Annotated in this window: 18 protein-coding genes and 2 pseudogenes; 6 read left to right on the top strand and 14 right to left on the bottom strand. The window is 66.8% G+C overall.

The features are described from left to right. The first annotated feature begins 128 nt into the window (after positions 1-128). Positions 129-742, top strand: a pseudogene (locus tag FQS62_RS12530) (TetR/AcrR family transcriptional regulator). Between the two features lie 77 nt (positions 743-819). Continuing rightward, positions 820-1907 (top strand): annotated as a pseudogene (locus FQS62_RS12525) (crosslink repair DNA glycosylase YcaQ family protein). Between the two features lie 88 nt (positions 1908-1995). Here the strand turns inward: FQS62_RS12525 and FQS62_RS12520 are convergent. From FQS62_RS12520 to FQS62_RS12500, 5 genes are all read right to left on the bottom strand, one after another. Next, positions 1996-2274 (bottom strand): DUF3325 domain-containing protein, encoded by a 279-nt coding sequence (locus tag FQS62_RS12520; protein WP_046986480.1) that lies wholly within the window; start codon positions 2272-2274, stop codon positions 1996-1998. Continuing rightward, positions 2271-3881 carry a PepSY-associated TM helix domain-containing protein gene (locus tag FQS62_RS12515; protein ID WP_208043483.1) on the bottom strand — a complete coding sequence of 537 codons (1611 nt, stop codon included), beginning with the start codon at positions 3879-3881 and terminating at the stop codon, positions 2271-2273. Before FQS62_RS12515 ends, FQS62_RS12520 begins: the two co-directional genes overlap by 4 nt. Beyond that, positions 3878-4177, bottom strand: coding sequence for a DUF3649 domain-containing protein (locus FQS62_RS12510; protein WP_208043484.1), 300 nt, complete (start codon positions 4175-4177; stop codon positions 3878-3880). Before FQS62_RS12510 ends, FQS62_RS12515 begins: the two co-directional genes overlap by 4 nt. 51 nt (positions 4178-4228) lie before the next feature. Beyond that, on the bottom strand, positions 4229-6406 hold the full coding sequence (locus FQS62_RS12505) for a TonB-dependent receptor (RefSeq protein ID WP_208043485.1): 2178 nt from the start codon (positions 6404-6406) through the stop codon (positions 4229-4231). A gap of 196 nt (positions 6407-6602) precedes the next feature. Beyond that, the gene (locus tag FQS62_RS12500) at positions 6603-7439 is read right to left on the bottom strand and encodes a siderophore-interacting protein (protein WP_136637965.1); all 837 of its coding nucleotides are present in this window, start codon (positions 7437-7439) and stop codon (positions 6603-6605) included. A 169-nt stretch (positions 7440-7608) separates the two neighbouring features. On the opposite strand from FQS62_RS12500, the gene FQS62_RS12495 reads away from it, so the two are divergent. Continuing rightward, positions 7609-8223, top strand: a complete 615-nt coding sequence (locus FQS62_RS12495) for a TetR/AcrR family transcriptional regulator (RefSeq protein ID WP_208043486.1) — start codon at positions 7609-7611, stop codon at positions 8221-8223. A 94-nt stretch (positions 8224-8317) separates the two neighbouring features. Here FQS62_RS12495 and FQS62_RS12490 read toward each other — a convergent pair whose 3' ends face one another. The 4 genes from FQS62_RS12490 to FQS62_RS12475 form a co-directional block, all read right to left on the bottom strand. After that, the gene (locus tag FQS62_RS12490; RefSeq protein ID WP_208043487.1) at positions 8318-9244 is read right to left on the bottom strand and encodes an ABC transporter six-transmembrane domain-containing protein; all 927 of its coding nucleotides are present in this window, start codon (positions 9242-9244) and stop codon (positions 8318-8320) included. A gap of 199 nt (positions 9245-9443) precedes the next feature. Further along, the gene (locus FQS62_RS12485) at positions 9444-10520 is read right to left on the bottom strand and encodes an ATP-binding protein (RefSeq protein WP_208043488.1); all 1077 of its coding nucleotides are present in this window, start codon (positions 10518-10520) and stop codon (positions 9444-9446) included. A gap of 3 nt (positions 10521-10523) precedes the next feature. Continuing rightward, entirely contained in the window at positions 10524-11240 is a 717-nt protein-coding gene (locus tag FQS62_RS12480; RefSeq protein WP_208043489.1) for a response regulator, read from the bottom strand. A gap of 53 nt (positions 11241-11293) precedes the next feature. Next, the gene (locus FQS62_RS12475) at positions 11294-11863 is read right to left on the bottom strand and encodes a hypothetical protein (protein WP_208043490.1); all 570 of its coding nucleotides are present in this window, start codon (positions 11861-11863) and stop codon (positions 11294-11296) included. Positions 11864-12098: 235 nt separating this feature from the next. Here FQS62_RS12475 and FQS62_RS12470 point away from each other — a divergent pair, with 235 nt between their 5' ends. Together FQS62_RS12470 and FQS62_RS12465 are read left to right on the top strand one after the other, a co-directional pair. Further along, positions 12099-13280 carry an efflux RND transporter periplasmic adaptor subunit gene (locus tag FQS62_RS12470; protein ID WP_208043491.1) on the top strand — a complete coding sequence of 394 codons (1182 nt, stop codon included), beginning with the start codon at positions 12099-12101 and terminating at the stop codon, positions 13278-13280. Positions 13281-13282: 2 nt separating this feature from the next. After that, on the top strand, positions 13283-15226 hold the full coding sequence (locus tag FQS62_RS12465) for a MacB family efflux pump subunit (protein ID WP_208043492.1): 1944 nt from the start codon (positions 13283-13285) through the stop codon (positions 15224-15226). A gap of 212 nt (positions 15227-15438) precedes the next feature. On the opposite strand, the gene FQS62_RS12460 is transcribed toward FQS62_RS12465, so the two are convergent. The 5 genes from FQS62_RS12460 to FQS62_RS12440 all read right to left on the bottom strand — a co-directional run bounded on the left by FQS62_RS12460 (position 15439) and on the right by FQS62_RS12440 (position 20372). Then, positions 15439-16599, bottom strand: a complete 1161-nt coding sequence (locus FQS62_RS12460) for a M23 family metallopeptidase (protein WP_164078485.1) — start codon at positions 16597-16599, stop codon at positions 15439-15441. 87 nt (positions 16600-16686) lie between these two features. After that, entirely contained in the window at positions 16687-18390 is a 1704-nt protein-coding gene (locus tag FQS62_RS12455) for a sensor domain-containing diguanylate cyclase (RefSeq protein ID WP_208043493.1), read from the bottom strand. A 120-nt stretch (positions 18391-18510) separates the two neighbouring features. After that, the gene (locus tag FQS62_RS12450; protein WP_164078483.1) at positions 18511-18705 is read right to left on the bottom strand and encodes a hypothetical protein; all 195 of its coding nucleotides are present in this window, start codon (positions 18703-18705) and stop codon (positions 18511-18513) included. Further along, complete coding sequence (locus tag FQS62_RS12445; protein ID WP_099589562.1) at positions 18705-19340, bottom strand: DNA-3-methyladenine glycosylase; 636 nt, start codon at positions 19338-19340, stop codon at positions 18705-18707. The genes FQS62_RS12450 and FQS62_RS12445 overlap by 1 nt, the downstream gene beginning before the upstream one ends. A gap of 72 nt (positions 19341-19412) precedes the next feature. After that, positions 19413-20372 carry a cation diffusion facilitator family transporter gene (locus FQS62_RS12440; RefSeq protein WP_057499427.1) on the bottom strand — a complete coding sequence of 320 codons (960 nt, stop codon included), beginning with the start codon at positions 20370-20372 and terminating at the stop codon, positions 19413-19415. A gap of 227 nt (positions 20373-20599) precedes the next feature. Here FQS62_RS12440 and FQS62_RS12435 point away from each other — a divergent pair, with 227 nt between their 5' ends. After that, positions 20600-20905, top strand: coding sequence for a hypothetical protein (locus tag FQS62_RS12435; protein ID WP_208043494.1), 306 nt, complete (start codon positions 20600-20602; stop codon positions 20903-20905). The last annotated feature ends 20 nt before the right edge of the window (positions 20906-20925 follow it).

The raw sequence follows: 20925 nt of genomic DNA, 5'->3' as shown, positions 1-20925 counted from the left end.
GAGCCATGGGCTCGATTGCGGACGGCGGCGGGGTTGCGAACCAGACGCATTCCGAATTAGTTGAGTAAATTAAACTAAATTACATGAAGCGGACAAGAGGGTCCCCTTGCTGGCACCCTCGCTACGGTATGAGCATGCAACCTGAGATCCCGGCGCCGGCCCGTGGCCGCCCGCCTACCATCACCCCCGATCGGCTGGCCGACATCGGCATCACGCTGGGCCTGCCGAACCTGACCATGGCCAATGTGGCCGCCGAGCTGGCGGTGACCCAGGCCGCGCTCTACAAGCGCGTGGCCAATCTGGAGGCCTTGAAGCGGCTGGTTGCCGATACGGTGTTCCAGCGCTGGCAGATTCCGCGTGCGTCTGCCGATGCGCCGGGTGGGTTGCAGGCCTACCTGCTGGGGTTCGTGGAATCACTGTGCGAGGTGGTGAAAGCGCACCCGGGGTTGCCGCCTTACCTGCTGCGCCGTTCGGTGGCGACCACGCCGATGCTGGAGAAGATCGCCTCGCACCAGGCGCATGTGGCCGAGGTGTTCGGCCTGCCGCTGGACAAGGCGCGCTGGTTGCTGGCCACGATAGCGTTCTACTGCATTGCCGGTGCGGATACGGTGTACGGGCTGGTGGATGACGAAACCGAAGTGTTGACCGGCCGCCGCGTGCAGGACGAGGAAGTGATCGCCGAATTCAAGCAGGGCATGCGTGCGCTGGTGATAGTTCGCTGGAGGTATTGGAGCTTCGGTAGATCCACTCCATGCGTGGATGCCGTCGCACGGTTGGCCAAGGCAGCATCCAGGCATGGCGTGGATCTACAATGCGGCCATGCCTGCCACGCCCACTCTCGATGATCTGCGCCGCCATGCGGTGGCGCGCACGCTGTTCAAACCCACCACGCTGATGACCGCGATCCGGCGCCTGGGCTTCGTGCAGGCCGACCCGATCCGCGCGCGGCACGTGCGCAGGACCTGACCCTGCGCCACCGGGTGAAGGACTATCGCGCCGGTGATCTGGAGCGCCGTTATACGCGCCTGCCGGTGGAAGAAGATTGCCTGGTGAACTACGGCTTCCTGCCACGCGAGCATTTGGCGCTGATGCACCCGCGCGTGTCCAAGCGCGAGTGGGACGCCGAGACCCATCGCCGCGCGGCCGACGTGCTGGCCTTCGTGCGCGAGCGCGGCAGCGTGCACCCGCGGGAGGTGGATCAGGCGTTCGCGCATGGGCGGGTGACCAACTACTGGGGCGGCACCAGCAATGCCAGCACGCACCTGCTGGATGGCATGCATTACCGTGGCCTGCTGCGCGTGCAGCGGCGCGACAGCGGCACCCGCATCTACGCCGTGGCCGACCACGCCGAGGCAGATGCCAGCGAGCAGGCGCAGATTGAACGCGCCGCCGCCCTGATCGATCTGGTGGTGCGCAAGTACGCGCCACTGCCGTCGGCCAGCCTGACCTATCTGGTGCGCCTACTGGGCTATGGCGCACCGCATCTGGCCGAGCAGACCCGGCAGGCGTTGATGCTGGCCAAGCACCAGCTGGCCAGCTGCACGCTGGACGGCACCACCTGGTACTGGCCGGCGGACGAGAACCCGCGCTCGCACCGGCATGCGCCGGACGAACAGGTGCGCCTGCTGGCGCCGTTCGACCCGGTGGTGTGGGACCGCCGCCGCTTCGAGCTGCTTTGGGGCTGGGTGTACAAGTTCGAGGCCTACACGCCTGCGCCGAAGCGCCAATACGGCTACTACGCGTTGCCGATGCTGTGGCACGACCAGGTGGTGGGCTGGGCCAATCTCAGCGTGCGCGACGGTGAACTGGCGTCCAGCGTGGGCTATGCCGGCAAGTCGCTGGCTCGCGACCGCGTGTTTCGTTCCGCGCTTGAAGACGAACTGCAGCGCATGGCGGCTTTTCTGTAGAGCCGAGCGACGCATTGATGCCTGTCGGTCTAGGTAGTCGCCAACCTTGGTTGGCGTCGCTTTCACCGGTGCCCACCAAGGTGGGCATCTACCGATCCCGCCGCCCATGCGCCACCATCGCCACCACCACAACACCTGCGGCCACGCTGGTGTGCCCGGACAACGCGGCCAGACCGAAACCCACTCCCAGCCCGCGCATGGCGAACACGGCACTGAACACCAGCAGCGCCCAGCCGACCGCGCGCAGTTTCTCGGTCGCCTGCGCGCTCAACACACGGCGCAGCACATCGCGCTGATGGCGCTCCATCGCCAGCGCCAGACAACCGAACGCGGCCAGTGACAGCACGAACAGAATGACGTGGATCATGCGCTGGCCTCGGAAACCGCATTGCGTGACGCTGCAGACGGCCGTGTGCGCTTCACCTTCGGTGCATGCCGCCAGGTGCGCCAGGCCAGCAGCGTGTGCAGGGCGGCCAATGCCAGCAGGGTCAGGTCGGTCCCGGCAAAGGCCCAATCGCCTGCGACCAGCGTGCGCCACAACGGATGTGCCGTAGTCATCGCCGTCAGCACCGGCAGCAGTGCAAGCAGCAACGCCGCCAGCAGGAACTGTTCGATCCACGCTCGCTTGGGTGTCCGCAGCGTGGCGTGCACGAACATGGCCGCCCAAGCCAGGAAGAACACATGCACCTCCCACGCCGCGCGACCGTCCATGGCAGTGGGCAACAGGCGGTTCGCCCACAGATAGGCCGCCATCGCCACCGACAGGCCGGCGACGGTGGCGATGTTGAGACGCTCGACCAGGCGGAAGCCGAAGTAGGGGCGCTGCGGATCGGGCAGCTGCGCACGGCGCTTGACCGTCCATAGCACCAGCCCGGTGCCGACCATGGCGGTGCCGGCCAGGCTGACGATGAAGTACAGCCAGCGCAGGGCGGCATCGGCGAAGCGGCCCAGGTGCAGACCATACAGCACGCCCTGTGTATCGGCGGCGACGCCCGAGTGCTCCTTGACCTGCAGCAACTGCCCGCCGCTGCCGTCGAACAGCAGATAGTTCGGTGTGGTGGAAACACGGCTGGACTGCGCACGCACCACGGCCACGAGTGCGTTCTGGTCGCCGGGGTTCTGCACCTGCACGCTGCCCACCGATCCGGTTCCCCAGCGCTGCTCGGCCTGTTGCACCAGTGCGCCGACGTCGGTGAGCGGGGCAGGCTGGCCCGCGGCTTTCTGCGGTGGCAGGAACAGGCGCATCTCGCTGACCACCTCGGCCTGCTGGCGCTTGTCCGGCAGCTTGGCCAGGCCCCACGGCATGTACAGCACCGCCAGCATCACCAACCCGCTCCAGGTGATCATGAAATGGAACGGCAGGCCGAGCACCGAGAGTGCCGCGTGACCATCCAGCCACGAGCGCTGGCCCTTGCCCCAGCGGAAGGTGAAGAAGTCAGCGAAGATCTTCTTGTGGGTGATCACGCCGCTGACGATGGCCACCAGCATGAACATCGCGCACAGGCCGACGATCCAGCGACCCCACATCGCAGGCATGTAATGCAGGTTGAAATGGAATGCATAGAAGAAGTCGCCGCCGCCGGTGTCGCGTGCCTGCAGCGGCGCGCCGGTGTTGGCATCGAACAGGCCCGAGTCGAAGCCATGCCGGCCACGCCCACCCGGGCTGGCCCACATCGCCGACACCCATGGCATGCGCGTGCTCGGCAGGCCGAGGTTGATCTGGCTGGCCGCTGGCGTGTCGGCCATGATCGTGGCGACGGTGCGCTGCGTGACGATAGCGGCATCCGGCAATATAGACGGCGTGGCGATTTCCGGGCGGGTATAGCGCGAGAGCTCGTCGCGGAAGTAGCTGGCGGTGCCGGTGAGGAACATCGCGTACAGGATCCAGCCGGCCAGCAGCCCGACCCAGATATGCAGGTCGGACATGGTCTGGCGGATGCCGCGTGGCTTCGGGGTGCGATCGACCTTGCTCATGCAGTGCCTCCGTTGCCGACCGTCTGTGCAACCAGCCACAGTGGCAACGCGGCGACGATCAGGCCCAGCCATGCGCGCCAGGCCGAGCGCACCGCGAACACCCAGACTACGGCGCCCGCATACAACAGGAAGCTGGCCAGCATGCCGGTGAACACGGCCTGGCGGCCATCGATGGGCAGCGCCAGTGCGGCGATGCTGCACAGCGCGGCCAGCACATAGCCGCCGAACAACGCGGCGAGGATGCGTGAGGCCAGCGGCAGCCAGGCCAGCACGACGGTGGTACGGGAAACGCTCACATCACTTCTCCGGGGCGCACGCGCGATGGCGTGGCGCCCGTGCATCAGGCATCAGAAATCGACGGTGGCCGACAGCACGGCGGTGCGCGGCGTGCCCAGCCCGGAGCCGAGGCTGCCTGCCCAGTACGCCTTGTTGGTGAGGTTCTGCACGGTGGCGCGCAGCACCAACGGGTGACCGGCGGCCTGCAGTGCATAGCGGGCACCGAGGTCGAACACGGTGCGGCCGGCCACCCATTGGCTGTTGTCGGCATTGATGTAGCCCTTGGACAGGCTGACTGCATTGCCGGTGAGGGTGAGGCCCGGCACGGCCTGCACATCCCACTCCAGGCCCAGCTTGCCCTGCCACTGCGGGGTGGCGGTGGCCAGGCGACCCTGGTTGATGCCGCCCTGGGTACGGGTCTGCTTCGGCTGCAGCCAGCCGATTCCGCCCAGCACACGCAGCTGTCCGGTGGCCTGGCCGAACACGGTCCATTCCACGCCACGGTTGCGCTGCTGGCCGCCGAACGAGAACACGTTGGTGGCCGGGTCGGTGTAGGAGCCGGGCTTCTCGATCTCGTACAAGCTAAGCGCACTGGCCAGGCGACCGAAGTCGAACTTGGCGCCGACCTCGCGCTGGCGGGTCTTGTACGGTGGGAACACTTCGCCGGCGTTGGCTGCGCTGACCGGGGCGGTGCTGCCCTGGCTGAGCCCTTCGATGTAGTTGGCGTACAGCGACAGGCGGTCACTGGCCTTGAACAGCAGCGCGCCGGCCGGAGTGTTGGCGCTGGTGTCGTAGCGCGACGTGCGCTTGCCAGTGCTGCCGTCGATGGTATCGCTGAGCACGGTCTGACGGCGGATGCCAAGGGTCAGCTGCACGCGGTCATCGATGAAGGACAGCGTGTCGGCGATACCGAAACTGGTGGTGCGGACTTCGCCGGTCTTCGGCAGCGACGCATTGCTGAAGCTGCGGTCGATGGCCGGGCCCCACTGCGGATTGTAGATATTGGTCACCCAGTCCCGGGCCAGCAGGTTGCGTTGGAAGCCGAACTTGTAATCGTGGTGGTACCAGGCGGCGCTGATGGCCAGTGCATGATCGACCGGGCCGGTGCGGAAGCTTGCCGACAGCCCTGCTTCGGCGGTGTCCTTGCTGTAGATGAAACGCTGGTGGGCGAAGTTGTTGCGGAAGTCGCCGGCGGCATTGGTGATCAGCGTGGTGCCGCTGGCGATGGAATCGAAATCGGTATGGCCGTGGCCGTAGCTGGCGTGCGCCTGCAGGTGATCATTGATGTCGAACGACCAGCGCAGCGCGGCGGCCTGGTCCTTGACGGTGCTGAAGGTCCAGTCCGGTGCGAACAGCGTGCTGGCCTCCGGCGGGCGCGGCACGGCCAGGCCAGGTGCCAGCGAGACACCACGGTTGAGGCCATCCACGTGGTCGCGGCTGCTGAACAGGTCCAGCGATACCTGCGAGCGCTCGCCGCGCCAGTCCAGGCCGAGCGATGCCAGCTGCGCCTTGTGCTGCTGGTGGTCGGTGGCGGTGTCGCCATCGCGGTGCACGGCATTGAGGCGCATGCCGAACTGCTTGTCCGCGCCGAAGCGGCGGCCGATATCCAGATGGCCACCGAACTGTGCGTCGCTGCCGTAGCTGGCGGTGAAGCGGGTCAACGGCGTGTCGCCGGCACGCTTCGGTACAAGGTTGACGCTGCCGCCGACCGAACCGCCCGGCGGCATGCCGTTGAGCAGCGCGGACGGACCCTTCAGCACCTCGATGTTCTCGGCCAGTTCCGGGGTGACCCGGTAGTAGGGAATCAGCCCGTACAGGCCGCCGAAGCCGATGTCCGAGGAGGCCACGCCGAAGCCACGGATGTTGAAGTAATCGGTGATGCCGCCACTGGAACCGCTGTTGTAGACGCTCGGGTCGGTCAGCGCGATCACCCGTACCAGATCCGGTGCCTGGATGTTCTCGATGAATTCGGCGGTGTAGCGGGTGGTGTTGAACGGTGTGTCCATGAAATCGAGGTCGCCGAGCAGGCCGACACGGCTGCCGCGCGTCACCTGGCCACCGGCGTAGGCATCGGTAGGCGCGGTCTTGTCGGCGCGTACGTTCACCGTGGGCAGCTGGCGGGCGCCATCGGGCGCGTCGTTGGCGTGGGCGGCAGTGGCGATCAGCAGCGCAGGCAGCAATGCCGCGCGCGCGGCGAGGGACAGCGCGGTACGGCGCGGGAGGGGCAGGGTTCGGGCGGGGAGGGACATGGCGGTTCTCGTCGTGGTGGGTCGTGCGATCGGCCAGCACGGCGCCGTCGATGACCTGCACGGGCAGGACGACGCGGGCTGTGGAGTGGCTGGCAGAGGGCACGGCGCTGCCGCTGGGGCAGTGCTGCACGCGAGGTGCGTGGGCGATCTGTGGCTGGGTGGAGCGAAGCGCGGAGCGCGGGTGCTGCGGGGTGGATCAGATATCGTCGGCGAGGTCGTCGAGGTCCTGCAGGCCACCGCCGCGGGCCAGCACGCGCTCGTAGTTGCGGCGGCGGCGCTGGTCGGTGTCGGTGGTGGTCTCGCCACGTTTCCAGTAGCCGGCAACGGCGACGTCGGTGCGTGCCAGGCCGACCGCTTCGATGAAGTGGCGGCGCAGGGCGCGCATTTCCTCGCGTTCGCCGGCCGCCCAGACGGTGTTGTTGGCGTCCGGGTGCAGTCTGCGTGCCTGCTGCAGCAAGGGCGCATCACCGGTGGCCAGGCGCTGCACGCAGACACCATCGATGCGGGGCAGCTCGTCTACCGGGAAGGGATCATTCGAGGCGATCCAGGCCTGCGCATGCAGACCGGCCGGCCATTGCTGCAGCAACGCAGACAGGGCTGGGATGGCGCTCTGATCAGCGAACAGGAGAGCGCTGGCACCTTCACGCTGCGGCACCTGCAGATGCGGGCGCGGCCCGGTCAGATCGAAGGCATCACCGGGGCGCAGCGCACGTACCCAGGCCAGCATCGGTCCTGGTGCTTCGTGCAGCACCACATCCAGCGTGAATCGGCGCGTGTGCGCGTCGACGCAGCGCACGGTGTAGATCCGTGACACATCGCCGAAGGCGGCGCCGAGCTGGATGCGCACGGCAGTGTTTGCGCGCTGCCACGGCGCGAGGGCTGCCTGCTCCGGCAACTGGACCACGAGGCGCAGCAGGCTGGCGCATGGCTGTGCAACCGCGACCACCTGGACCTGCAGCGCCTGCAGGCCGCGATCATGGTCGGCACTGCGTAGCGGTCCGGCCGGGGGGATTGAAGTGGGAGACGCGGACATCGACAAAGATCCTGGGCACTGCGAATGCGAATTAGTTACATCATAGTAAACTAAATTGATCAAGTCGCAACCCAGGCCTGTCCAGCGGCCACGGGATGCGTTGACCACCGCGTCGCTGCGGACCACCATGGCAGCCCTTGCCCGCGCATCGCGCAGGAGCCGTTACCGCATGGCTGCACCGAAAAAGACCGCCACCCGTGGGCGACCGCCCACCATCACCCGCGACCGCATCGCCGACGCCGGCATTGCAATGACGCTGCCGGCGCTGAGCTTCGTGGGCGTGGCGGCGGCGCTGGGGGTGAGCCACATCGCGCTGTACAAGCATGTGGCGAATCTGGCGGCGCTGCGCGAGCTGGTGGCCGAGGCGATCTTCGAGCGTTGGCAGGCGCCGGCGCTGGATGCCGCTGGCCGGCGCAGCATCGAGGAGGACCTGCGCGCATTCCAGCGTTCACTGCGGGCGCTGGTGGATGCCAATCCGGGCCTGGCGCCATTCCTGGTCAGCCACGGCGCGAAGACGCCGGAGATGCTGGCCCGCATCCAGCGCCATCATGCCGAGTTCAGTCGTGCACATGGCCTCCCGCTGGAGCAGGCAGCGTGGTTGCTGTCGACCGTGGCGTATCACGCCGTGGCGTTGGCCGACACCGTGTACTCGCGGAATGCGGTGGTCGATACGTCGCGGCGGCCACTGGATAGGAAGGCACAGCAGGCCGAGTTCGACCGCAGCATGGAGGCATTGATCATCGGTGCGTTGGCGATGTGCGGACGCACGGCAGCCTCTGGGTAACCCCTCAATCTTGGTTGGCACCGTTGCCCCGGTAGTCGCCAACCTTGGTTGGCGCCGCGATACATCGTTGCCCACCAAGGTGGGCATTTACCGGTCAAGCGGCATCCTTGCGCTCCGCATCGTTCATCCCCGGGCTGACGCGGCGGCCGATGTCCTTCAAGCGCGCCAGCTGATCCACCATCGACGGTGCATCGTCCAGGCTGCCGACGAACGTCCACAGGTAGGTCATCACCGCGTACACATGACCCGGGGTAACACCGTCGGTGGTGGCGAGACGGCCGATGGTCACCGCGAACAACACCGCCGCCGCCGCGCCCACCACCACGAAGGCCCCAGCTTCGCGATCAGATAGCAGGATACGCAGCCGCGACAGCGTGGTGTAGTGGCGACGCAGCACCGAGGGGCTGACCCGGTTAACCAGTCGGATTTCATGTTCCAGCCGGTTGTTCAGGCGCCCATGCAGCTGCTCGTTGCGGCGTGCGAACGACGGCATCAGCAACACTGCGCCAAGCAGTGCGATCAGGCTCGCGGCGCCCACCAGCGGTTCGATCACCAGCAGCATCACCGCCGCACCGAACATCGATACCAGCGCGGTGGCGATGATCGGCACGTGCTTCTCGAAGAAGTCGACGAACTCGCGGGCCAGCACCACGCGTGCGGCCGAGGTGGAGGTGGCGTGGCCCAGCCTGCGCTGTGCCTGCACCACATTCACCGCCAGGTTGGCATAGATGCGGGTGAAGGTACGGGTATCGACCGCACGGCGGGCGGCACCGACCAGCCAGAACAACAGCACGACGCCGGCGTACGAGATGGCGTGGCCGATGTCGCCGCGGATGATTGCGTCCACCGCGAAGCCGGCAAACAGCGGATACGCCAGCAGCAGCGCGTTCTCCAGCGCCACCAGCGAGAACGTGCCGGTGAGCTGCCACGGGTAGGTGCGCAGGATGGCCTTGAGGGTGGCGGCCGCGTTTTGCTGCCCGATGCTACCGGCGGCTGCCGCCGGATCGTGAGGGTGTTTCATGGGGATGCCTGGGCAAGGTGGAGACAGGGCAGGGGGTGGATACCTGCCGCCTCCCTGGTCACGCCCAGTATCGGCAGCCCTTTGGAGCGGGCATGGAGGGACGATGGAGATTGCGTGGAGAAATCGGCGCCGTTCAGTGATGCGAATGCCCACCAAGGTGGGCCGCTACCAGAGCAGCGTCTGCCGCAACGTTGCGCCCTCAACGACGTGCATGTACCGGCCAGCGGATCTCGAACGAACTGCCGCCACGTTCGGTAGCCCGGCACTGCGCGGTTCCGTGATGGGCCACGGCAATCGCACGTACTACCGCCAGACCTAGCCCGGAGCCACCGCTCTGCCGCGAACGCGAGACATCGGTGCGCTGGAAGGCCTCGAAGATGCTGTCGCACAGCTCGTCCGGCACGCCGGGGCCGCCATCCTCCACGGCCACGGTGCAATGGCCCTCGGCCAGGGTGACGGCCACCCGCAGCGGACACGGAATGGCATGCCGCCGCGCGTTCTCCAGCAGCGCCAGCACCGCCTGGCGGATGCGTGCGGGATCGCAGTCGGCCAGTGACGGGCGCGCATCCAGGGTCACCGAGAAGCCACTTTCGGTCAGCGCTTCGGACATCGCTTCCACCACTGCCGCCACCTGTACGCTGACATCGCTGCGCTGCAGACGAAGATCCAGATGACCACTCTCGGCCAGGCTGACCACGCGCAGGTCCTCGATGATCCGGGTCAGGCCTTCCAGCTGGGTGAGCATGCTGTTGAACTGTTCCGGGCCCGGTTCGAATACCCCTTCGGCAATGCCCTGCAGGCGGCCGCGCAGGATGGTCATCGGCGTGCGCAGTTCGTGCGCGATCGCGGCGTTCCAGAACACCCGGTTCTCGGACATCCGGCTGAGCCGCTCGGCCATGGAGTTGAAATCGCTGACCAGCGTGGCCGCTTCGGTCATCGAGGTGTCGCCGCCGCGTGCACGTGCCTCCAGATCACCGCTGGCGACCCGGCGCAGGCTTTCGGCCACCGAGTTCAATGGCGTGATGATGCGGCGGGTCAGGCGCGAGGCGACCAGCGTGGCGAAGATGACGACAACGGAGGCGGTCAAGCCGATCCACAGCCACTCCAGCCCCGATGGCATGATGGTTTCCGGCTCGTCGTACCAACGCGGATAGAACACTTCCATCAGGTAGTAGAACAGGTAGAAGCCGCTGATCGACAGCACCGTCGAGCACAGCGAGGCGACCGTGATGGACAGCGTGATCTGGCGGCCGATGCTCTTGCCTTTGGGGTTCATCATTCAGTCCAGGAAACGGTAGCCAACGCCACGGATGGTGGCCGGAATGCCGATGACGCCGACGTCTTCCAGCTTGCGGCGCAGTTTGCTGACGTGGCTGTCCACCGTCCGTTCCTGCGCATCGCCCTCGGGCAGGCAGTTGTGCAGCAGATCCAGCCGGCTGTGCACCTGGCGCGGTGCGCGCGCCATGTGTACCAGCAGGCGGAACTCGGTGAGCGTGAAGGTCAGTGCGTGCAGTTGCTCATCTGTGCGCACTGTCACCTCATGGCTGCGCAGGTCGATCTCGAACGGTCCCTGGCGGATCACCCCGCTGGGCGCATCGCTGGGTTCTCTGGCACTCCGCCGCAGCACCGCCTGGATACGGGCGACGATCTCGGCCGGATTGAATGGCTTGGCTACATAGTCGTCGGCGCCGACGCGCAGGCCGGTCAACTTGTCCACGTCCTGGTCGAGTGCGGTGAGCATGATCACCGGCGTATTGCCACGCCTGCGCAGTTCGCTCAGCACCTGCCATCCATCCATTCTCGGCATCTGCACATCCAGCAGCACCAGATCCGGGCGTAGCTGGCGATGACTGGCCAGGGCCGCCTCGCCATCGACCGCGCGGACGCTGCGCAGGCCGGAACGCGCCAGGTACGCACCAAGGATGTCGGCGATCTCGCCTTCGTCTTCGGCAATCAGGACCAGGGGCGCCTGGCGCATGCGGGTATCGGGTTTCATTGCGTGATGCGGCTTTGGAAAGTGAGCAGGTGAGGGCGATGTCAGTGGAGAGGTCATCGTCGGCGTTCCATGGCCTGTGCTTCCTCGTTGGCGGCCCAGGCCAGCGTGGCCAGCACCAGCGTGCGACGCAACGACGGCGCCAGCGGCCGCCCTTCGCGCAGATCCCGCGCAGCCAGAGCGGATACCGCTGCCGACAAACGGGCCCAGCGTGATGCCATGTCGGCCGCATCCACCCGTGCCTGCAGGCGGGTGGCCATGTGCAGGATGGCGCGCAGGCGGAGCGTCATCTGGGTGGCGACCAGCAGGGTGGCGAGGGCGAGCAGCAGATGCAGCGTGGCACCGGCGGCGGTTGGCGTCGGCTCCGACCAGATTGCCAAGCCGATCAGCGCCAGCGAAGCGGGCGATCCGAGGCGGCTCGCGTGGCCTGGCCCATCGCTGCGGAACCACAGCAGGGCGGTAGCACCGAAGCCTGCCAGCAGGGGCGCTAGCACATGGAGACTGGCCAGCATCCAATCAGTGGTCGATGCCAGTACCAGGGCGAGCAGCCACGGCGAAGGTGCGCACCAGGCCAGGTAGGCGCGGCGCACATCGATCGACGGCAGGTCTGGATGGGGACGGAGCACGGTGGGCAGGCAGTCGGCAAGTTGCCGAGGCTAGCCGCCATTGATGGAGACTCGGTCGAGATTGTGTCGAGATTGCGTGGACACGGATCGCCTGGTTCAGCCGGCGGCGGCGTGCCTGAACGGCTGCCGGATCTCCATGCAATCTCCACAGTGGCTCCAAGAAACGTCCACCCCTGGCTTGCAGACTGCGGCCTCAGCGGTCGCACTGGGTGGCCGCCCGCAGCCGGGCGTTTCGATGAACAACCGCAGGATCTGGACCATCGCCGCAGCCGTGGCTCTCATTGCGGGTGCCGCAGGCTGGTGGGCCTTCGCAGACAGCGATGATGCCGCGTTGATCACCGCGCCGGCAAGAGTGGCGGATCTGGAAAAGACCGTGCAGGCGGTGGGCCGGGTCAACCCGAAGGAGCTGGTGGCGGTGGGCGCGCAGGTGTCCGGCCAGGTCAAGCGCCTGCATGTGGTGCTGGGCCAGCGCGTACAGGCCGGCGACCTGATTGCCGAGGTCGACTCGCAGCCGCAGCGCATCGCCCTGCGCAGCGCTGAAGCGGCCACCAACACGTTGCGTGCCCAGCATGCGGCCAGCCAGGCCCGTTACGCCCAGTCCAGCCGTGTCTACGAGCGGCAGTCGCAGCTGGTGGCGTCACGCCTGGTGTCACAGGAAGGTTTCGAGGCCGCGCGGGTGGCACGTGATACGGCGCGCTCGGAGATGGCCGCGCTGCAGGCGCAGATCGACCAGGCCGTGACCCAGGTCGAAACCGCACGTATCAACCTCGGCTATTCCCGCATCGTCTCGCCCAGCGACGGGTACATCGTCGCTATCGTGACCAAGGCCGGGCAGACGTTGAACTCGATGCAGACCACGCCGACCATCGTGATGCTGGCGCAGATGGATACGATGACCGTGCGCGCCGAGATCGCGGAGGCCGATGTGGAGCTGGTCGCGCCCGGCCAGCCGCTGTGGTTTTCGACACTGGGCCCGAGTGGCCGCCGCTACGAATCCCATCTGCAGCAGCTGGAGCCTGCGCCGTCGACGATTGCCGATATGGCCGGCAGCAGTGCGGGTGGCTCGGCGCAGACGCCCAAGGCGGTGTACTACGCCGGCCTGTTCGATGTGGCCAATCCGGGCCTGAAGCTGAAACCGTCGATGACGGTGAAGGTCACCCTGCAACTGGCACGCGCTGCCAACGCACTGCAGGTGCCGTTGACCGCATTGACCGAATCCGAAGGCAAGGACAGCAACCGCGACACGGTGCAGGTGGTCGATGCAAAGGGCCGCGTCACCGAGCGTGAGGTCAGCACGGGTTTGCGCACCGCGACGGCGGTGCAGATCCTGTCCGGGCTGAAGGCAGGCGAGAACGTGGTGGTCGGCCAGGCGCCAAGCGGCGCTGAGCCGGAAGCTGCCAGCCTGTTGGGGATCTGAGCATGGCCGATGCTCTGCTGGAACTGCATGGCGTATCGCGCACCTATCGCTCGGCCGCGGGTGAAGTGGTGGTGCTGAAGGATGTCTCGCTGCGTATCGACGCCGGTGAGTTCATCGCCATCATCGGCCCGTCCGGTTCGGGAAAATCAACGTTGATGAACATCCTCGGCTGCCTGGACCGGCCAACCGAAGGCAGCTATCGCGTGAACGGCGAGGCCACCGAGCAGATGGCGCCGGATGCGATGGCCCGGCTGCGCCGCGAGCACTTCGGCTTCATCTTCCAGCGCTACAACCTGATGGAGAACCTGAGCGCCACCGAGAACGTGGCATTGCCGGCGGTCTATGCGGGCGTGGATGCAGAGACGCGTACCGCGCGTGCCCGCGGGCTGCTGGAAACGCTGGGCCTCGGCGAACGCACCGCAAACCGGCCGAGCCAGCTGTCCGGCGGCCAGCAGCAGCGCGTGTCGATCGCGCGTTCGCTGATGAACGGCGGCGCCATCGTACTGGCCGACGAGCCGACCGGCGCGCTCGATCACGCCAGTGGCCAGCAGGTGATGGCCGAACTGAAGCGCCTGCATGGGCAAGGCCATACGGTGATCCTGGTGACCCATGACGCTGCAATTGCCGCGCATGCCGGCCGGGTGATAGAGATTGCCGACGGACGTGTGGTCGCCGATCGTGGTGACAGGGCGCCGGTGTTGACGCCCGCTGCGTCCATCGCCGAACGCGGTCCGTCCCTGACTGCCGAGCGCCGGGCGCGCCTGGACGCGGTACGCGAGGCCGCCCGGATGGCGGTGCGTTCGATGCTGGCCCATCGACTGCGGACCTTGTTGACGATGCTCGGCATCATCATCGGCGTGGCCGCCGTGGTGACCGTGGTCGCGCTAGGCAAGGGCGCGCAGGCGCAGGTGGAATCACAGATCAATGAACTGGGCGCCAGCACACTGGAGATATTCCCCGGCGCCGATTTCGGTGACCCGCGCTCGGCGGAGATCGAAACGCTGGTGGTGGGGGATGCCGACCATCTGGCCGCGCTCAGTTACGTGGACAGTGTCAGCCCCAACCTGAGCGGTTCGGTGACAGCACTGCAGGGCGGCCGGCGCGCCAACACGCAGGTGCTGGGTGCCGGTGCTGATCTGCCGCGCGTGCGCGGGCTGCGCCTGAGGGCCGGCCGGTTCCTCACCGACGCCGAGGTGGAGGCGCATCGGGCGGTGGGCGTGGTCGACCAGAAGGCCGCGAAGGCGTTGTTCACCGGCAACCCCATCGGCAGCACGGTGCTGCTGGGCGGCATGCCGGTCGAGGTGATCGGCGTGGTCGGCCCCAATGCATTCGCCGGTGGCGCCACGCCGACGGTCTACGTTCCCTACACCTCGGCTGCCTCGCGCCTGCTTGGCAGCCAGCGGCTGGAGAGCATTACCGTGCGTGTGCGCGATGACGTTCCGACCCGTGCAGCGGAGGTCTCGCTGGGTGCGGAACTGCAGCGGCTGCACGGGCGTCGCGACTTCTTCATCTACAACTCGGACCAGATCCGCAAGGCGGTGATGAAATCCAGCCAGACCATGGCGGCGCTGGTTTCGGCGATCGCGGCGGTGGCGCTGGTGGTCGGTGGCGTGGGCGTGATGAACATCATGCTGGTGTCGGTAAAGGAGCGCGTGCGCGAGATTGGCGTGCGGCTGGCGGTGGGTGCGCGGCAGCGCGACATCCTGCGCCAGTTCCTGATCGAGGCGGTGCTGATCTGCCTGTTTGGTGGCGTGCTGGGCGTGTTGTTCGCGTTGGGTGCGGGCGCCCTGTCCAGCCTGCTGTCGCTGGGGGTGCCGTTCCTGTTCACGCCTGGACCGGTACTTGCCGCGCTGGCATGCTCGTCTGCCATCGGTCTCGGTTTCGGTTACTTCCCGGCGCGCAATGCCGCACAACTGGACCCTATCCAGGCATTGGCGGCGGAGTAGTGTCGGCCGCCGTGGTACCCGTAGAGCCGAGCCCGCGCTCGGCTGCTCTCCGTGCAGACCGCAAGGCACCCTGCGCTGTGTGCAGCGAGCCGAGCTTGGGCTATGCCGGTCGTCGTGACCGGCACCCTTCGGGCCGTCGCACGCGACGTTGGCAACGGCTCTTGCCGCGGCCTTCGGCTCTACACGGGATTCCCGGCGGCAGAGCGAGCGTGTCAGTGCGGCGGAAAGGCGATGACGATGTCATTCAGCGGCAGCTGGTTCTGCCGTGGCGCGGCCACGGCTGGCTTCCAGGCATCACCCTGGCCGAACAACTGCGCTTCGCCTTCAGGGCCGAGATCCTCGAAGGCCTGGAAGACATAGGGAATGCCTTCGGATCCTTCGAAGCTTGCCTTGTTGGAAAGCTGGAAGTGCAGATGCGGAGCGGCGGAGTTGCCTGACTGCCCAAGTTCGGCCAGCGGCTGTCCGCGCTGGACACGTTGCCCGGCTTTCACCCTGATGCTGCCGGTGCGCAGATGGGCGTAGCTGGCAAAGGCTCCCGGCGCGATTTCCAGGACCACGTAGTTCCCGAACAGACCGTCTGCTGTCAGTGAGGCAGGCTCCGGCTGTGGGATGAGGGGCGGATGCTCGGATTGCCCATCTCGCACCGCGCGCACGATGCCATCGGCGACCGCCAGTACGGGTGCTGCGTATCCTATCCAGTCCGAATGACGCGTGTGCTGCAGATCCTTGGCGGTCGAACGCAGTGCGTGGCCGTGTTCGTCGACACCGACCAGATCGAGTGCGAAGCGCTGCGGAATGGTCAGCTCACCATTCACCGCTACCAGGCTGCCCCAATGGTGTGACTGCGCGTCGCCGGGTCCTTCGTGGGCGAGCCACCGGCCTCCTCGCAGGGGCGGACCGAGCGCAATGGCTGGCGATGCGTTGATCGCAACGCGGGCGCCATCAAGCGCCACTCTGCCGTGGTCCGCGGTCTCCAGCAGCATGCGGTGCCGGAGCGAATGCGGCACGTGGGCTGCGGCGGGCAGTGACAGCCACAGGAACACCACCAGACGCTTGCCCGGCGCAATGGAGACCACGCCATCCTCCGCTGGCGTCGGCCGCACCCAGCGGCGCAGGGCAGAGGCGTCCAGGCTCAGCAGCGGCGTGCCGGCATCGTCGCCCAGCACCTGCAGCCACTGCGGCTGCAGCGCACCGGTATCGCCGTAGTAGTTGGTGATGTGCAGCTCGTAGGCCAGATGGCGCAGGCCGTCGCTGCCGACAAAGAGAGTCGGTGCGAAAGGTATCCTTGCTTCGACCGGCGCAGGGGTCGGCGTCGGCAACGCCAGTGAAGGAAGCAGCAACAGCAGCAGGGCGAGGCAGATGCTGCGGGTCATGCGCGTTCCCCAGTCGGCCGTGGGCGGCCGATGGCGAGCATAGCGCCGTGTGACGGCCAGGGATATACGGACAGGGGTTGATCAGGGCTACGCCCGCGGGTGCCTGCGCACGCGGGCGCGCTCGCGATACAGGTGGCTGTCGGCACGTTGCAGGGTATCGGCCACCGACTCGCCCGTTGCATGGTGGGTCGCCCCCATCGAGAAGGGCGTGGGCGATTGCCCCGCGTGCTGCGTATACCACTGCTCCAGCGCGGCCAGCCGCCCCGGTTGCGGGGCGGTCAGCACCACCATGAACTCGTCACCGCCCATGCGCACCACGTTCTCCGCCGTACCCAGCGGCGAACGCAGGAAGGCGGCGAATTCCACCAGCACGGCGTCACCCCGCGCATGGCCCTGGATGTCGTTGACCTGTTTGAAATGATCCAGATCGAACACCAGGCAGGCCCATGCCTGGTCGGCCAGTTCATCAAGGCGGGGCAGGAAGCGGCGGTTGTAGCTCTGGGTAAGCGGATCCTTGACGGACATCTCGCGCAGTTGCTGTTCCTGCATCCGCAGCGCGGTGACGTCCTGCGCATGCCCCAGCACGTAGGGTGGGTTGGCTTCGCTGTCGAGCACGTTGTGATACGCCCAGTAATGGCGCGCTCCATCGGCGGCGATCAGTTCGATCACGCCGGCATCGGTGTGGTTGGCCTGGATCCGGGCGAGGTAGGCCTTGAAACCCTCGCGCTTCTCAGGCGGCATCAGGTCACACAGGCTGCGCCCAATCATCTGGCCCTCATCGTATCCCAATGACTGTACGGCCGCAGGATTCACCGAAGTAAGAACGCCTTCCAGCGTGTGCGTGCAGATCAGGCCGAGGCTGTAGTGGAACAGGCGGCGGTAGCGCGTCTCGCTGGCTTCCAGCGCATCCAGCGCGGCGCGCTCTTCGGTGATGTCCTGGATGGCCCCGACCAGCCGCGGGCGGCCATCGACCTGCTGCCGGCTACCGACCACGCGGGTCCAGATGGCGCGCTCGTCGGCGGTGGTCATGGGCAGCTGCACCTCCCAGGACCTGCCTTCGTCGATGCAGCGCTGCACTGCGGCGCGGATGATGTTGCGGCTGTCCTCGCGATAGAACGAGAGTGCAGTCTCCAACGTGGGCTCGAAGTTGCTGCGCACGCCGTGCAGTTGCTTGGTTTCGCGGGTCCAGCGCACTTCGTTGGTGAGCAGGTCCATCTCCCAGCCGCCCACCCGCGCCGCGCGGTTCGTGCGCTCCAGAAAATCTTCGCTGCGTTTCAACTCGCGATGCAGTGCTTTGGCCTGGGCAACCTGCGCCATCAGGGTGCTGCGCTGTTCCAGCACCTGGGTGGTGACCCGTGCCAAGTGAACCATCAGTTCGCGCTGCGAGGGCGACAGCACACCGGGCATCGGGTCGAGCAGGCACAGCGTGCCAATGCGTGCACCATGGGCCGAACCCAGAGGGATACCGGCGTAGTGGCGGATGCGCGGCCCACCGGTGACCAGCGGATTGGTGGAAAAGCGTGGGTCCTGGCGCGCATCGGGTATCTCGAACAGCTCGTCCTGGCGTATGGCATGGGTGCAGAAGGAGATCTCGCGGGCTGTCTCGCTGACGCCCTCCAGGCCGATGTTGGCCTTGAACCATTGGCGGTCTTCGGCCACCACGGTGATCAGGCCCATGGTCAGTCCGGTCGCGGCGCGGGCCGCGGCGACGATGGCATCGAACACCGGCTCAGGGGGCGTATCCAGCAGATGGAGTCGTTCGATTTCGAGCAGTCGTTCGGCTTCGTCCATGGCGCTTTTCAGGGCTGGGTGGCGAGGGCGGTTGCGGCGGCTGTCTGGCGCTACGCTAGTGCGCGCACCGTTATGTATCGCCACGGCGGGGTGATGCCGATGTGAGGCGGGCGCGCCGGATCAATGCTGTTGGAGCGATGCCTGCAAGGCGGCGGCCAGCGCGGCGTCTCCGGATACCAGGTCCTGCCAGCGTAGGGTGATGCCCTTGCGGCGCCCCTTCTCAACCAGCTTGAGGCCTTCGGGGTCCACGGTGAGGGTATAGGGACGGCCATCAATGTGCACTTCGCGGCGCAGTGGTTTGTCGAGCGGGGTCATCATCGTTTCCTCGCAGGGGCGGAAGCGCGACGTGGCTGGATCGATACGTGACGGTGATCACGGATGTGCCACCGCCAAGGGAAATCAATGGCGCGGCTGATGCCGATGCGGGGCCCGATCACTGGATCCTCCGGGGGCTGCACGCCGTCGCTGGCGATGACAATGCCGTGGCTGCCGGTCACCAGATCGGCGCCGTCGAAGCTGCGGTCCAGCCCGAAGGCCTGTGACAACTTGCCGGGGCCGCTGGCCAGATCGTGGTCGCGGCGCGCGGCGGGGCGCAGTTCGCGCATGCGCTCCAGGCCCACCAGCGGCTCGATGGCCCGCAGCAGCACCGCCACCCCTTCACCCACTTCGCCGCAGACAACGTTACTGCCCCAGTGCATGCCGTAAGTGAAGTAGACATACAGGTGCCCGGCGTCGCCGAACATGCTGGCCGTGCGCGGCGTCTGCCCGCGATAGGAGTGCGCCGCCGGATCGACGCTGCCCGCGTACGCTTCGACTTCAACGATGCGACCCGTTCGGCCATCGTCACGGACCAGCAGTTTGTTGAGCAGCTCGGGCGCAACCTCGACGGGCGGGCGCCGGTAGAAGCTGCGGGGGAGGATCTGAAGAGCGGCGGGCAACCAATCCGGCACGGTAGAGGCAGGCTCGGGCAAATGTTGGTGGCACTGTGGCATTGGGCTGGTGAAACGGGCGCAGACGCAGCGTCATTCCGGCGCGGGCGGTGCAGCCAGCGCGGCGCGCCGGGCGGCATAGACCTCGGGTGTCTGCGGTTTGATGAACAGTGCCACCAGTTCCGGATACTCGCGCTTCACCGCCGTTTCGATGCGGGTGATGCACGCCTCGATCTGGGGCGTCTTCCGGTCATCCTCGAACTCGGCGCTGAGCATGGCCACGACCTGTTCCGGTCCCATCTGCATGGTGGTCACGCCGTTCGCGCGGCGCAGGTCCGGATCAGTTTCCGCCACCGCCATGATCCGCTGGGCCACCGCCGGGTGAGCAGGCTCTCCAACCAGCAGGCCCTTGGTTTCACGGGCCAGGAGGAAGGCGGTTGCGGCCAGCACGCCGGCGATGCACAGCGACGCCACACCATCAAGCACCGGCATATCCAGCGCCTGCGCGGCCACCAGGCCGATCAACGCGAAGCCCAGCCCGAGCAACGCAGCGCTGTCTTCCAGCAGTACGGTGAAGGTGGAAGGATCCTTGCTGCGGCGGAAGGCTTCGAAGTAGCCAAGCTTGCCTTTGGTACGCCGGAACTCGCGCAGCGCCACCCACCAGGAGGCACCCTCGAACAGGATGGAGATGCCCAGCACGCTGTAGCTCAGTGCATGGTTGGTGGCCGGTTCCGGCCGGCGGATATGCTGGATGCCCTCGTAGGCCGAAACACCGGCGCCGGCGGCGAACACCAGCAGGGCGACGATGAAGCTCCAGAAGTACAGCTCGCGGCCGTAGCCAAATGGATGCAGGGAATCCGGCGCCTTGCCGGCACGGCGCAGCCCGTACAGCAGCAGGAGTTCATTCAATGTGTCGACCAGCGAATGCACGCCCTCACTGAGCATGGCCGAGCTGCCGGAGATGCCGGCAGCGATGAACTTGGCGATGGCGATGGCCAGGTTGCCCGCGAGGGCGGCGTAGATGACCAGACGGGAACCGGTGGGAGCAGACATCAAGGCAAGGGGGAGGGCAGGTGGATGCCTGATCTTCCGGACGGGCATGTCCCCGGGATGTGCAGGTGTCCGATGTGCCGGGGCCGGGCAGGGGCCCAACTGCCGCTGCGATCAAGCCGGTTAGACGACGGGACTGCGGACGCCAGGCCCTACGCTTGGGTCAGTCGTCGTTGCCGATCCTGTTCGAAGCGACGTCGACTATTTTTCCATGACCTGAAGAGACTTCGATGAATCGCAAACTTTCCTCGCCGATGCCTGACCCTACTCCCCGCTCGAACGGTGGAGAGGTGCCCGTCTGGTACGCCCTTATCAGTCTGGCGTTCTGCGCTACCGTCGCATCGATCTCCAGCACCCTGCTGTACATTGCGGGTCGCACGTTTGTTGCAGTGGCAGGTGCAGCCCCGATCGCAAGCTGGGGACGCCCGGGATACGGGCTGCTGGTCGTCATGGGATTCCTTGCGTTGGCGTCCTGGTACTTCAAGGCGAGCGTAAAGGCCGCACAGAAGGTTCTGCCGGCCCGCTTCTTCATCTGATACAGTCGTTTCGGCCCAGG

Origin of the sequence: Stenotrophomonas sp. SBJS02 (assembly GCF_020428325.2) — a bacterium.
GTDB classification, from domain to species: Bacteria; Pseudomonadota; Gammaproteobacteria; order Xanthomonadales; family Xanthomonadaceae; genus Stenotrophomonas; species Stenotrophomonas africana.
The sequence above is the reverse complement of the archived record's forward strand: the minus strand, read 5'-3'. Positions and strand labels throughout refer to the sequence as shown.